A 22,740-nucleotide genomic window follows, 5' to 3' on the forward strand; every position below is an offset into this window, starting at 1 on the left:
TCCACCATTTTCGGACTGACCGACTTGCCGCTGATCAGCGTGATCGAATTACTCAGCGGGCTGTTCCTGCTGATCGCCGGCGCCGAGCTGATGGTGCGCGCCGCCGTGCGCCTGGCCGCGCGCCTGCATGTACGACCGCTGATCATCGGCCTGACCATCGTCGCCCTCGGCAGCAGCGCCCCGCAAATGGCCGTCAGCCTGCAAGCCGTGCAGGCGCACACGCCGGATATCGCGGTCAGCAGCGTGATCGGCAGCAGCATTTTCAACATTCTTGTCACCCTCGGCCTGTCGGCGCTGATCATTCCGCTGCGGGTGTCGCGGCAACTGGTACGCCTCGACATCCCGTTGATGATCGGCGCCAGCCTGCTGGTATTCGTGCTGGCGTGGAATGAAGAACTCGGGCGCCTCGACGGCATTCTGCTGCTGGGCGCCCTGGCCCTGTACCTCGGATTATTGCTGCGCCAGTCGCGGCACTCGACCCGCCCGCATTCCGATCAACCCCACGATCCGCAGGCCCCGTGGTTTACCAGCCTGCTGATGATTGTCGGCGGTCTGGGCATGCTGGTGTTCGCCGGGCACTTGCTGCTGGGTGCAGCCGTGGTCGTCGCCACTGACCTGGGATTCTCCGAGCGGGTGATTGGCCTGACCGTGGTCGCGGTCGGCACCTCGCTGCCGGAACTGGCTACATCGTTGATCGCCGCGCTGCGCGGTCAGCGGGACATTGCAGTCGGCAACGTGATCGGTGCCAACCTGTTCAACCTGCTTGGGGTGCTGGGTTTCACCGCTTTGATCGCGCCGATACCGCTGTCGGTCTCGCCCAATGCGCTGGATTTCGACCTGCCGGTAATGCTCGGCGTCGCGTTGCTGTGCCTGCCGGTGTTCTATTCCGGTTACCGTGTGACCCGGGCCGAAGGCCTGTTGCTGCTGGGTTTGTACCTGGCGTACGGGCTGCACGTGGTGTCGTTCACCACCGGCATGCCACTGGCCGGCAAGCTCGAGCGATTGATGCTGTTTTATGTGCTGCCGACGCTGCTGACGTTTCTGTTTTTCACGTCCGTGCGCGCCTGGCGCCGCCAACACCACAAGAGGGATGTGCCATGACCGAATCGAAGAAATCCGGGGTTGAAGTCCGCCGTCAGGTAATGGGCGACGCGTTTGTCGACCGCGCGTTGGGCAACGCCACCGAGTTCACCCAACCGCTGCAGGATTTCGTCAACGAACACGCCTGGGGCGGCGTGTGGAATCGCGAAGGTTTGCCGCTGAAAACCCGCAGCCTGATCACCCTTGCCGCGCTGACCGCATTGAAGTGCCCGCAGGAATTGAAGGGTCACGTGCGCGGCGCGTTGAACAATGGCTGCACGGTCGATGAAATCCGTGAAGCGCTGCTGCATTGCGCGGTGTACGCGGGCGTACCGGCGGCGATCGATGCGTTTCGCGCGGCGCAGGAAGTGATCGACAGTTACCAGAAGCCCGAGTAACCGCCGGCCTCAGATCCACCCGCCCCACTGCAAGAAGAAGATCCCGATGTTGGTGGTGATCGCCGCCATCAACGTGGTCAGCACAATGATCGCCGCCGCCAGTTCATGATTGCCCTGGGCCGCACGGGCCATGACAAAACTGGCAGCGGCAGTCGGGCTGCCGAAGTACAGAAACAGAATCCCAAGTTCCGCCCCGCGAAAGCCCCACAGCCATGCACCCAGCGTGGCGATCACCGGCAGGCCGGCCATCTTCACCAGACTCGAACTGAGCGCCATGTTGCCGCTCTTGCGCAGCGCCGCCAGCGACAGCGTGCCGCCAATACAGATCAGTGCCAGCGGCAGCGTGGTCTGTGCCAGGTACTGGCCGGAGGTTTCCAGCCACCCCGGCAGACCGATCTTGAAATAAGCGAACGGCGCCGCCGCGATCACGCTGATGATCAACGGATTGCTGACCACGCTTTTGCAGATGCTCCACGGGTCCGACTTGATCACCGGGCTGTAGACCGCCAGCACGATGGTCGACAGGGTGTTGTAGAACAGGATGACCAGCGCCGCGAGAATCGCGCCGAGGGAAATCCCGTAGTCACCGTACATGCTCGCCGCCAGCGCCAGGCCGATCACCCCGTTGTTGCCGCGAAACGCACCTTGCGTGTAGATGCCGCGATCTTCACGCGGGCAGCGGAAAATCGCCCAGCCCCAGGCCACGGCAAAACTGACCAGCGTGGCCAGTGCGAAATAGATCAGCAGCGCCGGTTGCAACGCGGCGTGCAGGTCGGCATGCAGGATGCCGAGAAACAGCAGCGCCGGCATGGTGACGTTGAACACCAGCGACGAAGCGGTGTGGATAAAGTTGTCGTTGATCCAGTCGATGCGCTTGAGCAGCACACCGAGAAACAGCATGGCAAACACCGGCGCGGTGATGTTCAGGGTTTCGAGGAAGATTGCCAGCATGCCGGGGAGCCTTGGAGGTGAGCGTCGTTAGGGGGCTAATGATAAGCCAAAACCTTCAAAAGCCCCTCATCGGAGCGGCGCCCGCCTAACCCTCTCCCGGAGGGAGAGGGGACTGATCCGGGGATGCTCCAGAAAATTATCGACCTGAAACTACGTCGCCGAATCCATAATCAATTCGATTTTTCAGGTCGATGTAAAACGAAAGACAACTCGGTCAGCCCCCTCTCCCCCCGGGAGAGGGTTGGGGTGAGGGCATGGCCAGTACAGGCACCACACCCCTCAAGCAGATCAAGTAATCGGCGCCGGATTGAACAACGTAATGTCGTTATGCAGCTTGTGCTTCTCCGCCCACGTCTGCTGCTTGCCGCTCGCCACATCCAGGTAGTAGTGGAACAACTCCCAGCCCAACTCCTCGATAGACGCGCGACCAGTAGCAATCCGCCCGGCATCGATATCGATCAGATCCGGCCAGCGCTGCGCCAGTTCGGTACGGGTCGAAACCTTCACCACCGGCGCCATGGCCAGACCATAAGGCGTACCACGACCGGTGGTGAACACGTGCAGGTTCATCCCCGCCGCCAGTTGCAACGTACCGCAGACAAAGTCACTTGCCGGCGTCGCACAGAAAATCAAACCCTTCTGCTTGAAGCGCTCCCCCGGGCCGAGCACACCGCTGATCGCGCTGCTGCCGGACTTCACGATCGAGCCCAACGACTTCTCGACGATATTCGACAACCCGCCCTTCTTGTTGCCCGGCGTGGTATTGGCGCTGCGATCCGCCTCGCCCTTGGCCAAGTAACGGTCGTACCAGTCCATCTCGCGCACCAGTTCTTCGGCAACGGTTTTGCTCTGCGCCCGTGAGGTCAGCAGGTAGATCGCATCGCGCACTTCGGTGACTTCGGAAAACATCACCGTCGCCCCCGCCCGCAGCAGCAAGTCTGAGGCGTAACCCAGCGCCGGGTTGGCGGTGATGCCGGAAAACGCATCGCTGCCGCCGCACTGCATACCGAGGATCAGCTCGGACGCCGGCACGGTTTCCCGGCGGCGCTGGTCGAGTTTCCTCAGGCGAACTTCGGCCAGTTCCATGATCTGCTCGATCATCTCGGTGAAACCGTGACTGGAATCCTGCAAGCGATACAGCCACGGCTCGCTCAGATCCACCGAGGCATCGTCCTCGTGCATCACCTGCCCGGCCTGCAATTTCTCGCAGCCCAGGCTGATCACCAACGCCTCGCCACCGAGGTTCGGGTTGCGCGCCAGATTGCGCACGGTGCGGATCGGGATGTAAGCGTCGGTCGCCGTGATGGCCACGCCGCAACCGTAACTGTGGGTCAGCGCCACCACGTCATCGACGTGCGGGTACTTGGGCAACAGTTCGTCCTTGATCCGTTTCACCGCGTGATCGAGCACCCCGGTGACGCATTGCACGGTGGTGGTGATCCCGAGGATGTTGCGCGTGCCGACGGTGCCGTCGGCGTTGCGATACCCCTCGAACGTGAAGCCTTCCAGGGGCGCCTGGGCGTCCGGCACTTCGGTGGACAGCGGCAGGCTGTCCAGCGGTGGCGCGGTCGGCATGCGCAGTTGATCTTCCCTGACCCAACTGCCACGGGGAATCGGCTGCAACGCGTAGCCAATGATCTGGCCGTAGCGAATCACCGTGCCGCCCTCGGGGATATCCACGAGGCTGACCTTGTGACTCTGCGGCACGAAATCCACCGTCACCAGGCCATCGGCAAATGCGGTGCCGGCCGGCACGCCCTGGTCGTTGACCACTACCACTACGTTGTCCCGCTCGTGCAGGCGGATGTAGCGCGGCGAGTCGGAATGTTCAATCAACTGCATGACGCCGCTCCTCAGGAATGCGCTTGAGACAATTTGCCGGTGGCTTCGGAACCGCCCTGGGTTGGCGGCTCTTTAAGGACCACACGTTTGATCGGGCCGACGATCACCAGGTAGCTGAACACCGCCACGAGCGCGTTGGCACCGACGAACACCAGCGCCCATTTGAACGAGCCGGTGGAGCTGATGATGTAGCCGATGACAATCGGGGTGGTGATCGAGGCGATGTTGCCGAAGGTGTTGAACAGGCCGCCACTCAGACCGGCGATCTGTTTCGGCGAGGTGTCGGACACCACCGCCCAGCCCAGCGCGCCCACGCCTTTGCCGAAGAACGCCAGGGCCATGAAGCCGACCACCATCCATTCAACGTCGACATAGTTGCACGCCACGATGCTGCTCGAAACCAGCAGGCCGGCAATGATCGGCGCCTTGCGGGCGAAGGTCAGCGAATGGCCCTTGCGCAGCAGGTAATCGGAAATCACCCCGCCGAGCACGCCGCCGATAAAGCCGCAGATCGCCGGCAACGAGGCGATGAAACCGGCCTTGAGGATGGTCATGCCGCGTTCCTGCACCAGGTACACCGGGAACCAGGTCAGGAAGAAATAGGTGATGCCGTTGATGCAGTACTGGCCCAGGTAAACGCCGAGCATCATGCGATTGGTCAGCAACTGGCGGATGTAATCCCACTTCGGACCGTCAGCCTTTTTGCCTTGTTTCTGGTCCATGTCGACCATGCCGCCGTTGTCGGCGATGAACTTCACTTCCGCTTCGTTGGCCATCGGGTGTTGGCGCGGGCTGTGGATAACCTTGAGCCAGACCAGCGAGAACACGATGCCGAGCAGGCCCATGACGATGAACACGTGCTCCCAGCCAAAGGAGAACACGATCCAGCCCATCAGCGGCGCGAACAACACGGTGGCGAAGTATTGCGCCGAGTTGAAGATCGCCGAAGCGGTGCCGCGCTCGGCGGTCGGGAACCAGGCCGCCACAATGCGTGCGTTGCCGGGGAACGATGGCGCCTCGGCCAGACCCACCAGGAAGCGCAGCATGAACAGCGCGACGATGGCCGTGGACATGCCGAATTCACCGACGAAGCCTTGCAGCACGGTGAACAGCGACCAGGTGAAAATGCTCAGGGCATAGACTTTTTTCGAGCCGAAGCGATCGAGCAGCCAGCCGCCGGGAATTTGCCCGGCCACGTAGGCCCAACCGAAAGCAGAGAAGATGTAGCCGAGGGTGACCGCGTCGATGCCGAGGTCTTTTTGCAAACTGGAACCGGCGATCGCGATGGTGGCGCGGTCGGCGTAGTTGATCGTGGTCACCAGAAACAGCATGAGCAGGATCAAATAGCGGACGTGAGTCGGCTTGGACGATTGCATGTAGATGTACTCCCACTGATTATTTTTATGCGGGTAAAACATTCTTTGGTCTTGTGCCGCGCAGGGCCTCAGGCGAAGGCCCGGCGCGGGTGCAGCGATTTACGAACCGATGTAGCTGGTCTTCACGACCGTGTAGAACTCTTGCGCATAGCGGCCTTGCTCACGTGAGCCATAGGATGAACCCTTACGGCCACCGAACGGAACGTGGTAATCGACACCGGCGGTCGGCAGGTTGACCATCACCATCCCGGCCTGGGAATGACGCTTGAAGTGGTTGGCGTACTTCAGCGACGTGGTGGCGATACCCGCCGACAGGCCGAATTCGGTGTCGTTGGCCATGGCCAGTGCAGCCTCGTAATCGGCCACGCGAACGATGTTGGCCACCGGGCCGAAGATCTCTTCGCGGCTGATGCGCATCGACGCTTCACTGTCGGCAAACAGGGTCGGCGCAAGGAAGTAACCCTCGGTGTCGCAGGTCACCAGACCACCGCCGCTGACCAGACGCGCACCTTCGGACTGACCGATGTCGATGTACTTCATGTCCTGTTCAAGCTGCGCTTGCGAAACCACCGGACCGATATCGGTGCCGGCCTTCAGCGCGTGACCGACCTTGATCGACTTCATGCGCTCGGCCATGGCTTCGACGAACTTGTCATGAATCCCGGCAGTGACGATCAGTCGGCTGGAGGCCGTGCAACGCTGGCCAGTGGAGTAGAACGCGCTCTGCACCGACAGCTCGACCGCCTGCTTGAGGTCGGCGTCGTCGAGAATGATCTGCGGGTTCTTGCCGCCCATCTCCAACTGAACCTTGGCCTGGCGCGACACGCAATTGACCGCGATCTGCCGACCCACACCGACAGAGCCGGTGAAGCTGATGCCGTCGACTTTCGGGCTGTTGACCAAAGCTTCGCCAACCACGCGGCCGCTGCCCATCACCAGGTTGAACACGCCGGCAGGGAAACCTGCGCGGGAGATGATTTCGGCCAGGGCCCAGGCGCAACCCGGCACCAGATCCGCTGGCTTCAACACCACGCAGTTGCCGTAGGCCAGGGCCGGGGCGATTTTCCACGACGGGATGGCAATCGGGAAGTTCCACGGGGTGATCAGGCCGACCACACCCAGGGCTTCGCGGGTGACTTCGACGTTGACGCCCGGACGCACCGACGGCACGTAGTCGCCGGACAGGCGCAGGCACTCGCCAGCGAAGAACTTGAAGATGTTGCCGGCGCGGGTCACTTCGCCGATGGCTTCGGGCAAGGTCTTGCCCTCTTCCCGGGCCAGCAGGGTGCCGAGCTCTTCGCGGCGGGCGAGGATTTCGGTGCCGACTTTGTCCAGCGAATCGTGACGGGCCTGAATGCCCGAGGTCGACCACGCCGGGAACGCGGCGCGCGCGGCGTCGATGGCGGCGTTGACCTGAGCCAGGTCAGCCTTGGCGTAATCGCCGATGGTGTCGCTCAGTTCGGACGGGTTGATGTTCGCCGAGTAATCGTTACCGGCGACCCATTCACCGTTGATGTAGTTGTCATAGCGCTTGGTCACGAATCATTCTCCTGACGCAAAAGGCCGCTGATTGCTCAGCGGCCTTGTTTATAGAGGTGTGTTACTGCGCACCTTGCTTGTCGATCAGCGCAGCGAGCATTTCGTACTCTTCGCCGGTCAGGTCGGTCAGCGGCGCCCGCACCGGGCCTGCGTCATAGCCGGCGATCTTGGCGCCTGCCTTGACGATGCTCACGGCGTAACCGGCCTTGCGGTTGCGGATGTCGAGGTACGGCAGGAAGAAGTCGTCGATGATCTTGCCGACGGTGGCGTGATCTTCGCGGGCAATCGCGTGGTAGAAGTCCATCGCGGTTTTCGGGATGAAGTTGAACACCGCCGACGAGTAGACCGGCACGCCCAGGGCCTTGTAGGCAGCAGCGTAGACTTCGGCGGTCGGCAGACCACCGAGGTAGCTGAAGCGATCGCCGAGACGACGACGGATCGACACCATCAGCTCGATATCACCCAGACCGTCCTTGTAACCGATCAGGTTCGGGCAGCGTTCGGCCAGACGTTCCAGCAGCGGCGCGGTCAGGCGGCAGACGTTGCGGTTGTACACCACCACACCGATGTTGACCGATTTGCACACCGCCTCAACGTGGGCGGCGACACCGTCCTGACTCGCTTCAGTCAGGTAGTGCGGCAGCAGCAACAGACCTTTGGCGCCCAGACGCTCGGCTTCCTGAGCGTATTCGATGGCCTGGCGGGTCGAACCACCGACACCGGCGAGGATCGGGACGCTGCTGGCGCAGGTGTCGACGGCAGTCTTGATGATTTCCGAGTATTCGCTGGCAGCCAGGGAGAAGAATTCACCGGTGCCACCGGCGGCGAACAGGGCTGAAGCACCGTACGGGGCCAGCCATTCCAGGCGTTTGATGTAGCCAGCGCGGTTGAAATCGCCCTGGGCATTGAAATCGGTCACCGGGAACGAGAGCAGGCCGGCGGAGAGGATGGACTTCAGTTCTTGTGGATTCATTATTCGAACACCCTGGTAGCAACGTTTTTTTGTGAGTGGACCGTTCAGCCTTCGCCGAAGTTGTAGGTCATCGTACAACTTAAAATATAACCGTCAACTGCATTTCATCGTTGGAGGGCATTTTTTGTCGGACAGGATTTCTTTTTGACGTAGGAAATTTCTCGACTAGGCTGAACTTAACTGTATATACGTACAGTTAAATACAACCTGCCGAAGACATATCAAGGAGAAAGAAATGTCCGGTCTACAAACAAAATGCTTCGAAAAACCTGCACCGGTCATCGCTCGTTTTGATGACTTGTTTACCCCTGGCGGCATCGCCTTCAATGCCGAAAACCCGCACTTGCTGTTGCACATCGCCGACGCGCACAGCGATGTCGAACCCGTGACCGCCCTGCCCGCTCAAGCCTTCAAAGGCAAGCCGCAACTGCGCTTCGAAGGTGCGGAACACACGGCTATCGGCGATAACACCCGACTGCGCTTCGTTGAAAATGCCGAGCCGCTACTCGCGCAAAACGTGCCCCTGCATCTGCCGAACGGGTTGGCGCTGACCTACGGCCAGGTGCTGGCACTGGGTGGTGATTTCTATGGAATCGTCGACCGCCCGATCAATGAAGGATCGACCCCGGCTGATCGCCTTCAGCGCTTCACGGCAGCCTTCGACAGCCTCGCAGCGCTGCCCGCTTCTAAAGTTGAAGCGACGCAAATTCTCGCGATCATGCAAAAGGAGATCGACGCGGTTAAACAGGCAATCAAGGACGGCAAGCAGCCTCATGAGGCCTACGACGCGTTAGGAGATACGTTGTCGGAAGAGTGGAACAAAATCACCGGCGGCGGCAGTTTCGTCTCGGCGCTGTTTCCGCTCGGTCGCTATCTGAAACTGGCGGCGAACAACGCCGACCATTTCGGCGAATGGGCCCGACAAGCCTACATCGCCGGGCACACCGTTGCCCTGCAAAACGCCGCTGCCGCCCACGCCAGCCAAGACGAACTGCAACTGGAACGGGCCTACGCGATGAACGCTTTTGCCGATCACTACCTCACCGACCTGTTCTCCTCCGGACATTTGCGAGTGCCGCGCAAGGCCATGGCCGCCGCGGTGACGCCGAGTGACCTGGGCTCGCTGATCACTCGCTTCATGCACGACGAAGACAGCAAGTTCGGCCTCAAGGTACGCAACGGCCATGGCGAGCAATGGCGGGCATTCGGTGACAAGCGCTACTTCGATGCCACGGACGCCGACAACCGCAATCAGGTGAATCAAGCCGTACAGGATTCGGCGGACGAGGTGTATGCCGCTTATTCAAGCGGCAACGTGCCGACCACCTTCAACGCGCTGCAACGGTTGCCGGATCTGACAGCCGTGCTGAATCCGGCCAACAACTTCTCGCCACTGTTCCGCGTCGAGGGCAACAAAGTCCTGCGGCGCAAGGACGTCAACAACCTCAACGACACCGCCACCGTCGACGACTGGTGGGGCTGGAGCACTTACCTGCTGCTCAAGGACTATCACCCAACCGGCAACACGAATTAAGGAGCGATTCGATGACCCTCAAATTGAAACTGGAACTGGCCTCGGGCCAATCATTGAAAGGTGCGCCGCTGCAATTGCTGCGCGATGGCGTGGCTATCGCCCGCGCGTCGGTGGATGCTCATGGCCAGGCGACGTTCGACGTCAGGCCCGGCCCGGGAAAACTGGCGGTCAGGGTGGATCGTTCGATTCTGCCCCACAGCTGAAATGCCCGGACAAGATTGCTCCGGCGCGCCTCACCGATTCGCCGGGTAAAGTGCGACGACTGCCGCGAAGGATCGCGGCAGATCTTTCAAGGAGAGCGAAACATGACGTTTGCCGCTGCACACCTTCCACAATTCCCCGATCACGCCAGCGACTCGATCATCCTGCGGTTATCTAGCCTGGATGACGACCTGATCGTTCGTGTACCCGATGGCCAGAACACACCGCCGAACTGGGATGTGTACCCGATCCTCGGTGACGACCCGGAAGAGCCCGAATGGCAAGGCTTGTCGGAGCAGACCGGCGTCTGGGATGACGCACTCGATGACATGGTCGGCCTGACCGGGATCGAACTGAGCATCCCGAGATTCGAGCTGGAAAAGTACCTGAACAGCACCGTTGAACTGCGCTACAAGTTTGCTGATGAGGCCAGTCTGGAGCCTTCCTCCGAACCGTTGACGCTACATATAGAGACCTGAAGCCAGCCGTTTTCCCGCAGACCAGGCATACCTTTCCGAAGGCATCGACCGTTCGTCGAAACTGTTATTTCTAACAGGTGCCGTGCACATCCATTCCCGGCTTCAATCGCTGAGGAGTTAACGAACCGGCTCCGTCAGCCCAACAAAATGGCTGCGTTCTGAACAGGGTTCAAATGGATGTGAAAAGGAGTTTGATCATGACTGCACAAGTCAAAGCCTTGGCGGCACCGGATCTCGAAGAAGCCGTGAATGGTGTGCTCCACGTTGGCAAACTGAAGGGAGACGCTCACAGTGTTGTGCCGCCTTTCTCCCAGGCCTCTGTTGGCGACGTGATTAACATGCACGTAAGGACCTCGACCGGTAACGAATGGCAAGGGACCCGTGTACTGACCGCAGCCGAGGTGGGAAGGCCAGTGATCTTCGCCATCCCCAAAGATGTCTTTGAGAAAAAACTTGTTCCCGGTGCCAAGGCCGAATTGCATTACACCGTCACCAGATTCAACGGTAATGCTGAGTCATCCCCATTGCTGACAGTTCAACTCGAACGATAAGCAACAATCACCCCTGCGCCTGCGCCTCTTCGTGCGCCTGACGCAGCCGTTCGCGGCTGTTGGTCAGGTGCAGGCGCATGGCCGCACCGGCGGCATCGAATCCTGACGGGCGATGGCGTCGTAGATTTCCTCGTGCTCGCGACTCAGGCGATTCATGTAGTGCTGCTGATCGTCATTAGCCAGTCGCGCCGAGTTATAGGTGACGCCCCGGAAGAGCCCGAATGGCAGGGTTTGTCGAAACTGACCGGCACTTGGGATGATGCCCTCGATGACATGGTCGGCCTGACCGGGATCGAACTGAGCATCCCCAGATTCGAACTGGAAAAGTACCTGAACAGCACCGTTGAACTGCGCTACAAGTTTGCTGATGAGGCCAGTCTGGAGCCTTCCTTCGAACCGTTGAAGCTCTACGTTGAAGCCTGAGACCAGCCAGCACCGCTCGTCGAAACTGTTAGTTTTTACAGGTGCGCCGACAGAATGACTGCTCCTAGGCTGAGACTCAATTCTCAGTCCAGGAGCTGCAATCATGAAAGTGACCTACACGCTTAAGAACCCCGTGGGCAATCGGCGGTATTTTATGTTCGAGGGGATTGTCAATTTGTCCGACATTCTGAAGTTCGCGGGTGTCGACCAGCAGTACATCGTCACCAAAAAAATCCTGTCTGTGCCCTTCGATATCGAAGAGCCCATCACCGATGTCATGCTCGAGACCGAGGTTTATAAACCTTGAAACAATCGACAACTCGAACGATAGGCAACAATCAACCCTGCGCCTGCGCCTCTTCATGAGCCTGACGCAGTCTTTCCCGGCTGTTGGTCAAATGCAGGCGCATGGCCGCGCGGGCGGCATCGGAATCCTGACGGGCGATGGCGTCGTAGATTTCCTCGTGCTCGCGACTCAGGCGATTCATGTAGTGCTGCTGATCGTCATGGGCCAGTCGCGCCGAGTTCAGGCGAGTGCGCGGAATGATGCTGGTGCCCAGGTGGGTCATGATGTCGGTGAAGTACCGGTTGCCGGTGGACAGCGCGATTTGCAGGTGAAACTGAAAGTCCGAGGCCACCGCATCGCTGGCGTGGGCCACGCTTTCATTCAACGCATCGAGGGCGGCGCGCATCGCGGCCAGTTGTTCGGCGCTGCGACGTTGCGCGGCGAGGCCGGCGGATTCGACTTCGAGGCTGATACGCAATTCGAGAATGGCCAGCACGTCACGCAGGGTGACCACTGTAGCCGGATCGATCCGGAAACCGCTCGGGCTCGGCGTATCGAGCACGAAGGTGCCGATGCCATGGCGGGTTTCCACCTGCCCTGCGGCCTGTAGCCGGGAAATCGCCTCGCGCACCACGGTGCGGCTGACGCCATGGGCCTCCATGATCGCCGACTCGGTGGGCAACTTGTCGCCGCGCTTGAGCAGACCGTCGCGGATCTGCTCGGTCAGCACCGTCACCAGTTCCTGAGCCAGGCTGCGGCGCTTGCGAGGGAGTCGCGGGGTGTCGATCAGGTTTTCCATGGTCTGCATCTTGTCTCGAAAATTCGGCTTGTGGGCATCATAGCTCAAGCGGGTTGTACGATCACTTTCCGTTTCCACACAAATACTGTGGGAGCTGGCTTGCCAGCGATGAGGCCATACCCGTCGATGAAGATGTCGACTGAACCGACGCCATCGCTGGCAAGCCAGCTCCCACATGGGCTGTGTATCGATCAGGCAGTCACGGTTTGCTCTACCAGATGACCGCTGTCGATCCGTACATGCCGTGGGTGGAAACGCTTCAGACTGCTGCGATGGCCGACGCTGACAATGCTCAGCCCCGGTATCTGATCGATCAGCGCCTGATACAGCGTCGCTTCGTCTTCCTCATCCATCGCTGAAGTCGCCTCATCCATGTACAACCACTGCGGTGCGTAAAGGAGCGCGCGGGCGAAAGCCAGTCGTTGCTGTTCACCCGGCGACAACATGCGCTGCCAGTGGTTGGCCTCGTCCAGTCGCGCGACAAGATGCGGCAAACGGCAAGTCTCCAACACCTGTGCATAACGCTCGGGCGCGTAGGTGTCGCCCGGTTGTGGATAACTCAAGGCATCGCGTAGCGTGCCAATTGGTAGATACGGCTTTTGCGGCAGGAACAGATAACGCGAAGCCGGCAGGCGAATGCTGCCGTGCCCGGCCGGCCACAAATGGCCCATCGCCCGCAGCAGCGTGGATTTACCACTGCCGGAACGACCGCTGAGCATCACCCGATCGCCCTGCTCCACAATCATGTCGGCGCTGGTCAGTAGATGACGACCGTCGGCCAGATCGAGGCCGAGGTTATGAACCTTCAGCTCATTGCCCTGATTCTGCACGTCGATGGCCGGTGCACGTTCTTCGTTGTCGGTCATGGCCTGGCGGAAGCTCAGCAGACGATCACAGGTGGCGCGCCACGCGGCGAGGTCCGCATAGGCATTGATGAACCAACTGAAGTTCTCCTGCACGTTGCCGAATGCCGAGTTGATCTGCATCAGCTCACCCAGCTCGATCTTGCCGGTCAGGTAACGCGGGGCCGCGACGATGAACGGGAAGATGATTGCGATCTGGCCGTAACCCGAGGTGAAGAACGTCAGGCGCTTGGACACCCGCATGATGTCCCAGAAGTTGTGCCAGACCAGACCGAAGCGGTTGCTCAGACGACGATTCTCGTTCGGCTCGCCGTTGTACAACGCAATGCTCTCGGCGTTCTCACGTACCCGCACCATGGAGAAACGCAAGTCGGCTTCGAAACGTTGTTGTTGGTTGTTCAGGCCGATCAGGCGGCGACCGATCAGGTGCGTCAGCCAGCTGCCGACCGCCGCATACAGCAGCGCACACCAGAACATGTAGCCGGGAATCTCGATGCCGAACACTTCGATGCTGCCGGAGACGCCCCACAGAATGATCGAAAACGACACCAGGCTGACCACCGTGCGGATCAGGCCCAACGCGAGATTCAAGGTGTTGGTGGTAAAGGTATTGAGATCTTCGGAAATCCGCTGGTCAGGGTTGTCGGTGTAGCCGCCCTGCTCCAACTGGTAGTAGTTCTTGTGCCCGAGCCAGCGTTTGAAATGGTTCTCGGTGAGCCATGCACGCCAGCGGATGGTCAGCATCTGCGTCAGGTACAGGCGATACACCGCGCCAAGAATCGCCACCGCCGCAATGCCGCAGAAATACAGGATCAACTGCCAGAACGCCGCCTCATCCTTCTTCTGCAGGGCGTTATAGAAATCCTTGTACCAACTGTTGATCCACACCGAGATCGCCACGCTGAACAACGTCAGCGCAATCACGGCGATCAGCAACGTCCAGGCCTTGCCCTTCTCTTCGCTGCGCCAGTAAGGCGTGATCATGGCCCACACCTTGCGAAAAAACTGCCCGCGCACAGTATCGTTGACCGCGGAATATTCAGCGTTCTGATTCATGGAAAAGGCTCGATAAAGAAAAGAACAGACACGCACCGATCATAGATGATCGGTGCGTTTTATCGCGAGGGCTGACGATGGTCGTTCAGCGCAGGTTCAGCGACGAACCGGGCGCTTCTGCAGTTTGCGCTGCAGGGTGCGGCGGTGCATGCCCAAGGCGCGGGCAGTGGCGGAAATGTTGCCTTCGTGCTCGGTCAGCACGCGCTGGATGTGCTCCCACTGCAGGCGATCCACCGACATCGGGTTTTCCGGCACCAGGCTGTCGAGGTCGGCGTGCTCGGACAGCAACGCTGCCAGCACATCGTCGGCGTCGGCCGGTTTGCACAGGTAATTGCAGGCGCCGCGCTTGATCGCCTCGACCGCAGTGGCAATGCTCGAGTAACCGGTGAGGATCACCACGCGCATTTCCGGGTCCAGCTCCAGCAGCTTCGGCAACAACACCAGGCCGGAGTCGCCGTCCATCTTCAGGTCCAGCGCGGCATAGTCCGGCAGATCGGCCTGGGCGATGGTCAGGCCTTCTTCGGCGGAACCGGCGGTGCTGACGCGGAAACCACGGCGGGCCATGGCACGGGCCATCACTCGGGTGAAGGTCGCGTCGTCATCGACCAGCAGCAAATGCGGCAGTTCTTCGCCTTCGACTTGGATTTCGTCACTCATGTTGCTCTCCTCGGGCGCCGTGGGGCAGGCGCAGCTCGGTGAGCGTGCCGCCTTCCTCATGACTATAGAGTTTCACTGAGCCGCCGGCGCGTGTCACGCTGGCCTTGCTCAAAAACAGGCCCAGGCCGAAACCTTTGCCCTTGGTGGTAAAAAACGGTTTGCCGATCTGCTCGGCGATGGCCAGCGGCACACCGGCGCCATGATCGCGGATGCTGATGGTCAGGTCTTCGGCGGTCCAGTCCAGGGTCACCTGAAGGTTTTCCGGGCAGGCATCGGCGGCGTTGTTCAACAGATTCAACAAGGCCTGGGTCAGATCCGGCGGCGGCGCCACACGCGGCAACGGGCCCTGGCCCAGACGCTGGAATCGATAACTGGCTTCCGGGCGCATCAGATGCCAGCGGTTGAGCGCCTCGTCAAGCCACTCGGTAACGTCCTGCATCTCCACCGCCATCCGGCGATTGGCTTCGGCAGCACGCACCAGTTGTTGCAGAGTCTCCTTGCAGAGCTTCACCTGATCCTTCAACACCTTCAGGTCTTCCTGAAGCATCGGGTCGTGATGATCCTGCTGCATTTCGTTGAGCAACACACTCATGGTCGCCAGCGGTGTGCCCAGTTCATGGGCGGCACCGGCGGCCTGAGTCGCGACGGCCAGCAATTGCTGGTCGCGCAGGCCTTCTTCACGGCGGATCGCGCGCAACTCTTCCTGGCGGCGCAGCTCTTCAGCCATGCGCGCGGCGAAGAACGTAATCACTGCCGCCGCCAGGGCAAAGCTCAGCCACATGCCGTAGATCTGCAGGTTTTCCCGCGCGACCGGCAGGGTTTCCAGCGGATAGAAGTGCGTCAGCATTAGGGTGTACAAGGCCAACGCAATGCCCGACAGCACTACCGAATAACGCCACGGCAGCGTCACCGCAGCGATGGTCAGCGGCACCAGATAATACGAAACGAACGGGTTGGTCGAACCACCGGAGAAATACAGCAAGGCACTGTGGATAACCAGATCGCAGGCCAGTTGCAGCGCGTATTCGAGCTCGGTCACCGGCCACGAAGTGCGCAAGCGCACGGCGGTGAACACACACAGCAGAATCGAACAGCCGAGGGTCATCACCAGTTGCACCCACGGCAACGGCAACAGATCCAGCCAGTAAGCCAGGCCCACGGAACCGGCCTGTGCGGCGAGCACCAGGGTGCGGATGAAAGTCAGCCGCCAGAGGTTCTGGCGAGTGGCGGAAGTCAATTGTACGGGGGCGAGCATGAGCTCTCCTGATGAGCGCTCCAGGCGGATCGCACGGAGTATAACCAAGGCGCGAGCTCGAGAGGCGAAAGTGCGGCAAACGACCACATGGCGCAAAGATTTTCTGCGGCTATAAGGGCGACTTCACCAAGGGTGGTCACCGGCATTGCACACGGCGACCTGATACTCAAAAAACCGGCGATCTGTTCCCGATTACCGGTTTTCAGGATCAGTCGATTTCACATCCCGTATGTTTGTTGATTGATCAGTCCCTGCACGCAATTCCACCCTTCACTCTCTGAGCCAAAGGGGCCACCCACCTGATTGCTATTGAAGTAAACCCAATACGACCAACTGCCGGGACCCCGTTCCTGGAGTTGAACTGAATAACCTCGATTTTTTGCATCGGCTTGTTCTTGTGCGTTCATCTCAGATTTCCTTATTCGCAATTGTCGTGTTTGAAGCCGAGTGCAATGACGGCTCACAAACATGCTCAATCTGCCGGCGAAATCCGTCTACTGTCAGAACTAACAGGTACACCGCTATATACGACGGACGGCGTGCGCACGTATCTGTATAGAAGTTGTAACTGGGCGAACCGGATCATAAAAGCTAGAGTCTGATGGTTTCACGCAGGCCCCCGAACCATCACCTGCGCCCTCATCAAGGAGCTTTCATGCACACATTTCGCCGCAGCGCCGCCCTTCTCGCCCTGACCGTCGGCAGCATCGCCAGCCTTCCGGCCCTGGCCGCCGATGAGCTGCACTACAACCAGATTTCCCTGCGCGCCGAAGTCAGCCAGGAAGTGGCCCGCGACCTGATGATCGTGACCCTCTACACCGAAGAACAGAACACTGACCCGGCCAAACTCGCCGCCGACGTCAGCACCACCATGAACAAGGCACTGGCCCAGGCCAAGCAGGTCAAAGACATCACCCTGCGCCAGGGCAGCCGCAACAGCTACCCGATCTACGACACCAAAGGCCAGAAAATCACCGGCTGGCGCGAACGCGCCGAACTGCGCCTGGAAAGCGCCGACTTCGCCGCCCTGTCCAAACTCACTGGCGAGTTGCTGACCGACCTGAAAATGGGCGGCATGGACTTCGCCATCGCCGACCCGACCCGCAAGGCCAGCGAAGACCAACTGCTGAAAGAAGCCGTCACCGCCTTCAAGGCCCGCGCCCAACTGGCCACCGACGCCCTGGGCGGCAAGGGCTACAAAATCGTCAACCTGAACCTCAACAGCAACGGCTTCCCGCAACCCTACATGCGCGCCCCGATGATGATGAAAGCCGCGGGCATGGATTCGGCGCCTGTAACGCCTGAAGTCGAAGCCGGCACCAGCCAGGTCAGCCTGACCGCTGATGGTTCGATTGAAGTGTTGATGCAGTGATTGAATGACAGCTGAATGAAAAACCGGCGATCAGTGATGATCGCCGGTTTTTTTTGTGCCCGGGATTTGTGTTGTCAGCTCTGCCGTCATCGCTGGCAAGCCAGCTCCCACCAGTTCTGCGCATTTATTGAAATCGCGCACGACCCTGTGGGAGCGGGCTTGCCCGCGATGAACGATGACGCGGTCTCAAGCACGCGGATCAACCCGGTCCAGCGCGCGGTTCACCGCCAGCTCGGCCAGCATGATGATCTGCTGGATCCCGAGCGCCGTACTGCGCTGCGAACCGCTGAGCTCATTGGCGAAATTGCTCGCGATGGTACTGGCCGACGCCAGGGACTCGCAGGCGTTGGCCAGCAGGCTTTCGGTGTCGACGTTGGGAGTGACCATGTACATCGTGCTCGGGCGCGGTTTGGAAGGATTGGGGCACAGGTAATAGTCGAGGGCGCGTTTGATGGCTTCGCGGTTGCGGGCGAGGTCTTCGGCGCGCATGGCTTCTTCGAGGGGTGTGGGTGATTCGAGGGGTGGGTCGGGGACAACCTTGTTCATTGATTAACTCCTTGCTGACTTGAAGCCACCCAATGCCGTTCTCACGCGGCGAAGAGGTGGCAGCTATGTGCGGGGTGAGAAACCGGGCAAGGAGATTCCGGCCAGACCAAAGTCTGCCCGCACACAGCCGCCATAAATCAATTACAGGCAGCAAAAGCTGGCGGCAATTATGGTCGGACTGACGTTTTAATAACACTCACTTGCCAGGGTTCTCACACCCAATCACAGAGTTTTCTGCGACAACCAAAGACTAGGGATCGTGCTTCCGACGGACAACCTGAAAACCTTGTGGGAAGGATCCTGGGTTGTTGTTGAAATTTAAACAGCTTCAAAAGCTGCCCTCACCCTAGCCCTCTCCCGGAGGGAGAGGGGACTGACCGCGTTGTTTAAATGGAATACGCAGACGTGAGATACCGAGGTGAACTCGGGGTTTTAAAACGCAAACAACTCCGCTCCGGCTTTGGCTTTGGCTTTGGCTTTGGCTTTGGCTTTGGCTTCCACCACTCAACACGATGAGCGTTAGCTCGAGTACCGCTTTTGATCTTCGGACGACGTCGGAAGGCTGAGTGGAGGGATTTATCCGGGGGTGGGAGCGCAGCGACCGTTTGGCGAAGCCAAACACATCGAGAGGAGGTGCAGCGAAGCAAACCGTAGGCGATGCCCCCGGATGAATCCCGGAACGAAGGAACCCCGAGCCCCAGCGAGGGGCCGAACGCAGGAGCAAAGCGTTTTTGGTTACTTTTTAGGCGTTTGTAAAAAGTGACCCGCCGTCAGGGCGGAACCATAAGCCGCAGCACCCGAAGAAACGGATATGTTCACGACCTCCCCAGATATACCGAGATAGACACCTCACCTAGAAAAACGATATTTCCGCGCCCACCGAAACCCCGGCTACCCTCCTCCCCACAACTACCTCCAGTGCACCCGGGGACTCCATGGATCGATTCACCTTCAAACCACTTCTAATAACCCTGGCCCTGACCGCCATAACCCCAATCGCCAACGCAGCAACAACCCTGGTCTACTGCTCCGAAGCCAGCCCCGCCGGCTTCGACCCCAGCCAATACACCAGCGGCACCGACTTCGACGCCTCCGCCGAAACCGTCTTCAACCGCCTCACCCAATTCAAACGCGGCGGCACCGAAGTCGAACCCGGTCTGGCGACCAACTGGGACGTAAGCCCGGACGGCCTCCAGTACACCTTCCACCTGCGCCAAAACGTAAAATTCCACACTACCGACTACTTCACCCCGACCCGGACCTTCAACGCTGACGACGTCCTGTTCACCTTCCAGCGCCTTCTCGACCCGGACAACGCCTTTCGCAAGGCCTACCCCGCCGAGTCCCCGTACTTCACCGACATGGGCCTGAACACCACGATCAAATCCGTGGAAAAACTCGACGACAACACCGTGCGCTTCAACCTGAACAACGTCGACGCCGCGTTCGTGCAAAACCTCGCCATGAGCTTCGCCTCGGTGCAATCGGCCGAATACGCCGCCCAATTGCTGAAGGAAGGCAAAGCAGCAGACCTCAACCAGAAACCGGTCGGCACCGGCCCGTTCGTGTTCAAGCGCTACCAGAAGGACGCGCAGATCCGCTACGCCGCGAACAAGGACTACTGGAAACCCGAGGACGTGAAGCTCGACAACCTGGTGTTCTCGATCACCCCGGACGCCGCCGTCCGCCTGCAAAAGCTCAAGACCGGCGAATGCCAGGTCAGCGGCTACCCGCGCCCCGCCGACATCGAAGTGATGGAAAAAGACCCGAATCTGCGGGTGTTGAAGCAGCCCGGTTTCAACCTCGGCTTCCTCGCCTACAACACCACTCATCCACCGCTGGATCAGCTCAAAGTGCGCCAGGCGCTGGACATGGCCATCGACAAACCGGCAATCATCAAAGCGGTTTACCAGAGTGCAGGGCAGTTGGCGCAGAACGCCTTGCCGCCAGCGCAATGGTCGTTCGATCCGAACATAAAAGACGCGCCGCACGACCCTGTGAAAGCCAAAGCGCTACTCAAGGAAGCCGGGGTTGCACCGGGTACAACCATCAACCTCTGGGCCATGACCGTGCAGCGCGCCTCGAACCCGAATGCGCGGATGTCGGCACAGATGATCCAGCAGGATTGGGAGAAGATCGGTATCAAGGCCAACATCGTCAGCTATGAATGGGGCGAGTACATCAAGCGCGCCAAGAATGGCGAACACGACGCGATGATCTACGGCTGGACCGGTGACAACGGCGACCCCGACAACTGGTTGGGCGTGCTTTACAGCTGCGCGGCGGTGAAGGGCAGCAACTACGCCAAATGGTGCGACCCGGCCTACGACAAGCTGGTGCAGCAGGCCAAGGTGTCCACCGATAAATCGCAGCGGGTAAAACTGTATCAACAGGCGCAACTGATCCTTAAACAGCAGGTGCCGATCACGCCGATCGCCAACTCCACGGTGTTCCAGCCACTGCGCAAGGAAGTCAGCGACTTCAAGATCAGCCCGTTCGGTCTAACCCCCTTCTATGGCGTGGGTATAAATAAGTAACACCCGGCCCCAATCCGGCGCGCACAGCGTGACCAACGCACCGTTTTGGGGCTCCATTTGCACCGTAAAAACCGGTCGCAAACGGTCAAATGCGTCAGAAGTTATACGGATGCGACATTAAGGTACGTTCGTGCCACGCTTTGAGGCCGCCGAGCGCTCTGGATCTTGCATTGGGTATGGGCCCTGCATAAGTATCCGCAGGCACGACTCACGAGGTCGTACCTCACTACTAAAAAATGACAACAAATCATGAGGCCAACATGCTTAAACACGCGGTCATTCCGTTTTTAGTCGGCGCAGGCTTGTTAGCCTCCGCACCTTTCGCCACCGCTGCGACTAACCTGGTGTTCTGCTCCGAAGGCAGCCCGGCCGGTTTCGATCCAGGCCAATACACCACCGGAACCGACTTCGACGCCTCAGCCGAAACCATGTTCAACCGTCTGACCCAGTTCGAGCGTGGCGGTACCGCCGTGATTCCTGGTCTGGCGACCAAGTGGGACATCTCGGATGACGGCCTGACTTACACCTTCCACCTGCGTGAAGGCGTCAAGTTCCACACCACCCCGTATTTCAAGCCGACTCGTGAGTTCAACGCCGACGACGTGCTGTTCACCTTCAATCGCATGATTAACAAGGATGACCCGTTCCGTAAGGCGTACCCGACCGAATTCCCGTACTTCACCGACATGGGGATGGACACCAACATCACCAAGATCGATAAAGTCGACGACCACACCGTCAAGTTCACTCTGAAAGAAGTCGACGCCGCGTTCATCCAGAACATGGCCATGAGCTTCGCGTCGATCCAGTCCGCCGAGTACGCAGCCCAGCTGCTGAAAGAAGGCAAGGCTGCCGACATCAACCAGAAGCCGATCGGCACTGGTCCTTTCGTGTTCAAGAGCTACCAGAAAGACTCCAACATCCGCTACACCGGCAACAAGGAGTACTGGAAGCCTGAAGACGTGAAGATCGACAACCTGATCTTCGCCATCACCACCGACCCGTCGGTGCGTATCCAGAAGCTGAAGAAGAACGAGTGCCAGGTCACCCTGTTCCCGCGTCCGGCCGACCTCGCGGCACTGAAAGCCGATCCTGCGCTGAAGATGCCTGACCAGGCCGGCTTCAACCTGGGCTACATCGCCTACAACGTGATGGACAAGGTCAAGGGCAGCAACGAGCCTAACCCGCTGGCCGACCTGCGCGTTCGCCAGGCGCTGGACATGTCGGTCAACAAGCCACAGATCATCGATTCGGTTTACCAGGGCGCCGGACAACTGGCCGTCAACGCCATGCCTCCGACCCAGTGGTCCTACGACACCACCATCAAGGACGCCAAGTACGATCCCGAGAAAGCCAAACAGCTGCTCAAGGAAGCCGGCGTCAAGGAAGGTACCGAGATCGTCCTGTGGGCGATGCCGGTTCAGCGTCCGTACAACCCGAACGCCAAGCTGATGGCCGAAATGCTCCAGTCCGACTGGAAGAAAATCGGTCTGAACGTGAAGATTCAGAGCTACGAGTGGGGCGAGTACATCAAGCGCTCCAAGGGTGGCGAGAACCAGGGCATGCTGATTGGCTGGAGCGGTGACAATGGTGATCCGGACAACTGGCTAAACGTGCTGTTTGGTTGCGACTCCCTGAGCGGCAACAACTTCTCCAAATGGTGCGACAAGAAATTCGACGGCCTCGTGAAAGAAGCCAAGCGCACCACTGACCAGGCCAAGCGCACCGAACTCTACAAAGAGGCGCAGCACGTCCTCAAAGATGCAGTCCCTATGACACCTATCGCTCACTCGACGGTGTATCAACCCATGCGCGCCAACGTGCAGGACTTCAAGATCAGCCCGTTCGGCTTGAACTCCTTCTACGGCGTCAGCGTCAGCAAATAAAAGAGGCAGCGGCGACGTTTTCAGCGTCGCCGCTGTTTTTTTTGCCGAGAAGTAAGGAATTTGCCTACAACCTTTTCCAGCCCGTCTGACCGGGATGGTTTAGGACGTGTCGCCTTTTCCTACGAGTCTTTAGGAC

General features: G+C 59.7%; 22 protein-coding genes and 1 pseudogene. 11 read left to right on the top strand and 12 right to left on the bottom strand.

The window, feature by feature from the left end; genetic code table 11:
* The first annotated feature begins 39 nt into the window (after positions 1–39).
* Both L6D74_RS16585 and L6D74_RS16590 read left to right on the top strand, forming a co-directional pair.
* Entirely contained in the window at positions 40–1,101 is a 1,062-nt protein-coding gene (locus L6D74_RS16585) for a calcium/sodium antiporter (RefSeq protein WP_236189873.1), read from the top strand.
* Positions 1,098–1,478: a carboxymuconolactone decarboxylase family protein gene (locus L6D74_RS16590; RefSeq protein ID WP_011332452.1), complete on the top strand. Its 381-nt coding sequence runs from the start codon at positions 1,098–1,100 to the stop codon at positions 1,476–1,478. Before L6D74_RS16585 ends, L6D74_RS16590 begins: the two co-directional genes overlap by 4 nt.
* 9 nt (positions 1,479–1,487) lie before the next feature.
* On the opposite strand, the gene L6D74_RS16595 is transcribed toward L6D74_RS16590, so the two are convergent.
* The 5 genes from L6D74_RS16595 to kdgD form a co-directional block, all read right to left on the bottom strand.
* On the bottom strand, positions 1,488–2,429 hold the full coding sequence (locus tag L6D74_RS16595; RefSeq protein WP_236189830.1) for an AEC family transporter: 942 nt from the start codon (positions 2,427–2,429) through the stop codon (positions 1,488–1,490).
* A gap of 288 nt (positions 2,430–2,717) precedes the next feature.
* A complete protein-coding gene (gene garD / locus L6D74_RS16600; protein WP_236189832.1) occupies positions 2,718–4,271 on the bottom strand; it encodes a galactarate dehydratase in 1,554 nt (517 codons plus the stop codon).
* A gap of 11 nt (positions 4,272–4,282) precedes the next feature.
* Positions 4,283–5,647, bottom strand: a complete 1,365-nt coding sequence (locus tag L6D74_RS16605) for an MFS transporter (protein WP_039769701.1) — start codon at positions 5,645–5,647, stop codon at positions 4,283–4,285.
* Positions 5,648–5,746: 99 nt separating this feature from the next.
* Complete coding sequence (locus L6D74_RS16610; protein ID WP_011332449.1) at positions 5,747–7,186, bottom strand: aldehyde dehydrogenase family protein; 1,440 nt, start codon at positions 7,184–7,186, stop codon at positions 5,747–5,749.
* Positions 7,187–7,247: 61 nt separating this feature from the next.
* The gene (gene kdgD, locus L6D74_RS16615; RefSeq protein ID WP_011332448.1) at positions 7,248–8,159 is read right to left on the bottom strand and encodes a 5-dehydro-4-deoxyglucarate dehydratase; all 912 of its coding nucleotides are present in this window, start codon (positions 8,157–8,159) and stop codon (positions 7,248–7,250) included.
* A gap of 235 nt (positions 8,160–8,394) precedes the next feature.
* Between kdgD and L6D74_RS16620 the strand changes: the two genes are divergently transcribed.
* The 4 genes from L6D74_RS16620 (at position 8,395) to L6D74_RS16635 (ending at position 10,924) form a co-directional block, all read left to right on the top strand.
* Complete coding sequence (locus L6D74_RS16620) at positions 8,395–9,693, top strand: phospholipase (RefSeq protein ID WP_236189834.1); 1,299 nt, start codon at positions 8,395–8,397, stop codon at positions 9,691–9,693.
* An 11-nt stretch (positions 9,694–9,704) separates the two neighbouring features.
* Complete coding sequence (locus L6D74_RS16625; RefSeq protein WP_236189836.1) at positions 9,705–9,896, top strand: hypothetical protein; 192 nt, start codon at positions 9,705–9,707, stop codon at positions 9,894–9,896.
* 102 nt (positions 9,897–9,998) lie between these two features.
* Complete coding sequence (locus L6D74_RS16630; RefSeq protein WP_064593375.1) at positions 9,999–10,373, top strand: hypothetical protein; 375 nt, start codon at positions 9,999–10,001, stop codon at positions 10,371–10,373.
* Between the two features lie 197 nt (positions 10,374–10,570).
* Positions 10,571–10,924, top strand: coding sequence for a hypothetical protein (locus tag L6D74_RS16635; RefSeq protein WP_064593374.1), 354 nt, complete (start codon positions 10,571–10,573; stop codon positions 10,922–10,924).
* 7 nt (positions 10,925–10,931) lie between these two features.
* Here the strand turns inward: L6D74_RS16635 and L6D74_RS16640 are convergent.
* Positions 10,932–11,119, bottom strand: a pseudogene (locus tag L6D74_RS16640) (FCD domain-containing protein); the annotation flags it as partial.
* Here L6D74_RS16640 and L6D74_RS16645 point away from each other — a divergent pair.
* Together L6D74_RS16645 and L6D74_RS16650 are read left to right on the top strand one after the other, a co-directional pair.
* The gene (locus L6D74_RS16645; RefSeq protein ID WP_236189876.1) at positions 11,084–11,347 is read left to right on the top strand and encodes a hypothetical protein; all 264 of its coding nucleotides are present in this window, start codon (positions 11,084–11,086) and stop codon (positions 11,345–11,347) included. The pseudogene L6D74_RS16640 and the gene L6D74_RS16645 sit on opposite strands and share 36 nt — an antisense overlap.
* Before the next feature lie 103 nt (positions 11,348–11,450).
* Positions 11,451–11,654: a hypothetical protein gene (locus tag L6D74_RS16650; protein ID WP_064593370.1), complete on the top strand. Its 204-nt coding sequence runs from the start codon at positions 11,451–11,453 to the stop codon at positions 11,652–11,654.
* A 31-nt stretch (positions 11,655–11,685) separates the two neighbouring features.
* On the opposite strand, the gene L6D74_RS16655 is transcribed toward L6D74_RS16650, so the two are convergent.
* From L6D74_RS16655 to L6D74_RS16675, 5 genes are all read right to left on the bottom strand, one after another.
* Positions 11,686–12,432 carry a FadR/GntR family transcriptional regulator gene (locus L6D74_RS16655; protein ID WP_178076455.1) on the bottom strand — a complete coding sequence of 249 codons (747 nt, stop codon included), beginning with the start codon at positions 12,430–12,432 and terminating at the stop codon, positions 11,686–11,688.
* A 191-nt stretch (positions 12,433–12,623) separates the two neighbouring features.
* A complete protein-coding gene (locus tag L6D74_RS16660; RefSeq protein WP_236189837.1) occupies positions 12,624–14,351 on the bottom strand; it encodes an ABC transporter ATP-binding protein/permease in 1,728 nt (575 codons plus the stop codon).
* Positions 14,352–14,447: 96 nt separating this feature from the next.
* Positions 14,448–15,008 carry a response regulator transcription factor gene (locus tag L6D74_RS16665; RefSeq protein ID WP_003221630.1) on the bottom strand — a complete coding sequence of 187 codons (561 nt, stop codon included), beginning with the start codon at positions 15,006–15,008 and terminating at the stop codon, positions 14,448–14,450.
* Entirely contained in the window at positions 15,001–16,263 is a 1,263-nt protein-coding gene (locus L6D74_RS16670) for an ATP-binding protein (RefSeq protein WP_011332442.1), read from the bottom strand. Before L6D74_RS16670 ends, L6D74_RS16665 begins: the two co-directional genes overlap by 8 nt.
* 218 nt (positions 16,264–16,481) lie before the next feature.
* The gene (locus tag L6D74_RS16675) at positions 16,482–16,670 is read right to left on the bottom strand and encodes a hypothetical protein (RefSeq protein WP_236189839.1); all 189 of its coding nucleotides are present in this window, start codon (positions 16,668–16,670) and stop codon (positions 16,482–16,484) included.
* A gap of 248 nt (positions 16,671–16,918) precedes the next feature.
* Here L6D74_RS16675 and L6D74_RS16680 point away from each other — a divergent pair, with 248 nt between their 5' ends.
* The gene (locus tag L6D74_RS16680) at positions 16,919–17,635 is read left to right on the top strand and encodes an SIMPL domain-containing protein (protein WP_039769238.1); all 717 of its coding nucleotides are present in this window, start codon (positions 16,919–16,921) and stop codon (positions 17,633–17,635) included.
* Between the two features lie 186 nt (positions 17,636–17,821).
* Here the strand turns inward: L6D74_RS16680 and L6D74_RS16685 are convergent, their stop codons facing one another.
* A complete protein-coding gene (locus tag L6D74_RS16685; protein WP_064593360.1) occupies positions 17,822–18,181 on the bottom strand; it encodes a DUF6124 family protein in 360 nt (119 codons plus the stop codon).
* A 935-nt stretch (positions 18,182–19,116) separates the two neighbouring features.
* Between L6D74_RS16685 and L6D74_RS16690 the strand changes: the two genes are divergently transcribed.
* Positions 19,117–20,718, top strand: coding sequence for an ABC transporter substrate-binding protein (locus tag L6D74_RS16690; protein ID WP_236189841.1), 1,602 nt, complete (start codon positions 19,117–19,119; stop codon positions 20,716–20,718).
* Between the two features lie 260 nt (positions 20,719–20,978).
* Positions 20,979–22,604: an ABC transporter substrate-binding protein gene (locus tag L6D74_RS16695; RefSeq protein WP_064593358.1), complete on the top strand. Its 1,626-nt coding sequence runs from the start codon at positions 20,979–20,981 to the stop codon at positions 22,602–22,604.
* The last annotated feature ends 136 nt before the right edge of the window (positions 22,605–22,740 follow it).

It is taken from the genome of Pseudomonas pharyngis (assembly GCF_021602345.1).
GTDB lineage: Bacteria > Pseudomonadota > Gammaproteobacteria > Pseudomonadales > Pseudomonadaceae > Aquipseudomonas > Aquipseudomonas pharyngis.

Excerpts from the sequence above, each read along its gene's own strand:
- L6D74_RS16695 (WP_064593358.1), top strand. The coding sequence starts at position 20,979 with ATGCTTAAACACGCGGTCATTCCGTTTTTAGTCGGCGCAGGCTTGTTA.
- L6D74_RS16625 (WP_236189836.1), top strand. The coding sequence starts at position 9,705 with ATGACCCTCAAATTGAAACTGGAACTGGCCTCGGGCCAATCATTGAAA.
- L6D74_RS16630 (WP_064593375.1), top strand. The coding sequence starts at position 9,999 with ATGACGTTTGCCGCTGCACACCTTCCACAATTCCCCGATCACGCCAGC.
- L6D74_RS16680 (WP_039769238.1), top strand. The coding sequence starts at position 16,919 with ATGCACACATTTCGCCGCAGCGCCGCCCTTCTCGCCCTGACCGTCGGC.
- L6D74_RS16670 (WP_011332442.1), bottom strand. The coding sequence starts at position 16,263 with ATGCTCGCCCCCGTACAATTGACTTCCGCCACTCGCCAGAACCTCTGG.
- L6D74_RS16620 (WP_236189834.1), top strand. The coding sequence starts at position 8,395 with ATGTCCGGTCTACAAACAAAATGCTTCGAAAAACCTGCACCGGTCATC.
- kdgD (WP_011332448.1), bottom strand. The coding sequence starts at position 8,159 with ATGAATCCACAAGAACTGAAGTCCATCCTCTCCGCCGGCCTGCTCTCG.
- garD (WP_236189832.1), bottom strand. The coding sequence starts at position 4,271 with ATGCAGTTGATTGAACATTCCGACTCGCCGCGCTACATCCGCCTGCAC.
- L6D74_RS16595 (WP_236189830.1), bottom strand. The coding sequence starts at position 2,429 with ATGCTGGCAATCTTCCTCGAAACCCTGAACATCACCGCGCCGGTGTTT.
- L6D74_RS16650 (WP_064593370.1), top strand. The coding sequence starts at position 11,451 with ATGAAAGTGACCTACACGCTTAAGAACCCCGTGGGCAATCGGCGGTAT.
- L6D74_RS16665 (WP_003221630.1), bottom strand. The coding sequence starts at position 15,008 with ATGAGTGACGAAATCCAAGTCGAAGGCGAAGAACTGCCGCATTTGCTG.
- L6D74_RS16605 (WP_039769701.1), bottom strand. The coding sequence starts at position 5,647 with ATGCAATCGTCCAAGCCGACTCACGTCCGCTATTTGATCCTGCTCATG.
- L6D74_RS16655 (WP_178076455.1), bottom strand. The coding sequence starts at position 12,432 with ATGGAAAACCTGATCGACACCCCGCGACTCCCTCGCAAGCGCCGCAGC.
- L6D74_RS16685 (WP_064593360.1), bottom strand. The coding sequence starts at position 18,181 with ATGAACAAGGTTGTCCCCGACCCACCCCTCGAATCACCCACACCCCTC.
- L6D74_RS16635 (WP_064593374.1), top strand. The coding sequence starts at position 10,571 with ATGACTGCACAAGTCAAAGCCTTGGCGGCACCGGATCTCGAAGAAGCC.
- L6D74_RS16690 (WP_236189841.1), top strand. The coding sequence starts at position 19,117 with ATGGATCGATTCACCTTCAAACCACTTCTAATAACCCTGGCCCTGACC.
- L6D74_RS16590 (WP_011332452.1), top strand. The coding sequence starts at position 1,098 with ATGACCGAATCGAAGAAATCCGGGGTTGAAGTCCGCCGTCAGGTAATG.
- L6D74_RS16675 (WP_236189839.1), bottom strand. The coding sequence starts at position 16,670 with ATGAACGCACAAGAACAAGCCGATGCAAAAAATCGAGGTTATTCAGTT.
- L6D74_RS16660 (WP_236189837.1), bottom strand. The coding sequence starts at position 14,351 with ATGAATCAGAACGCTGAATATTCCGCGGTCAACGATACTGTGCGCGGG.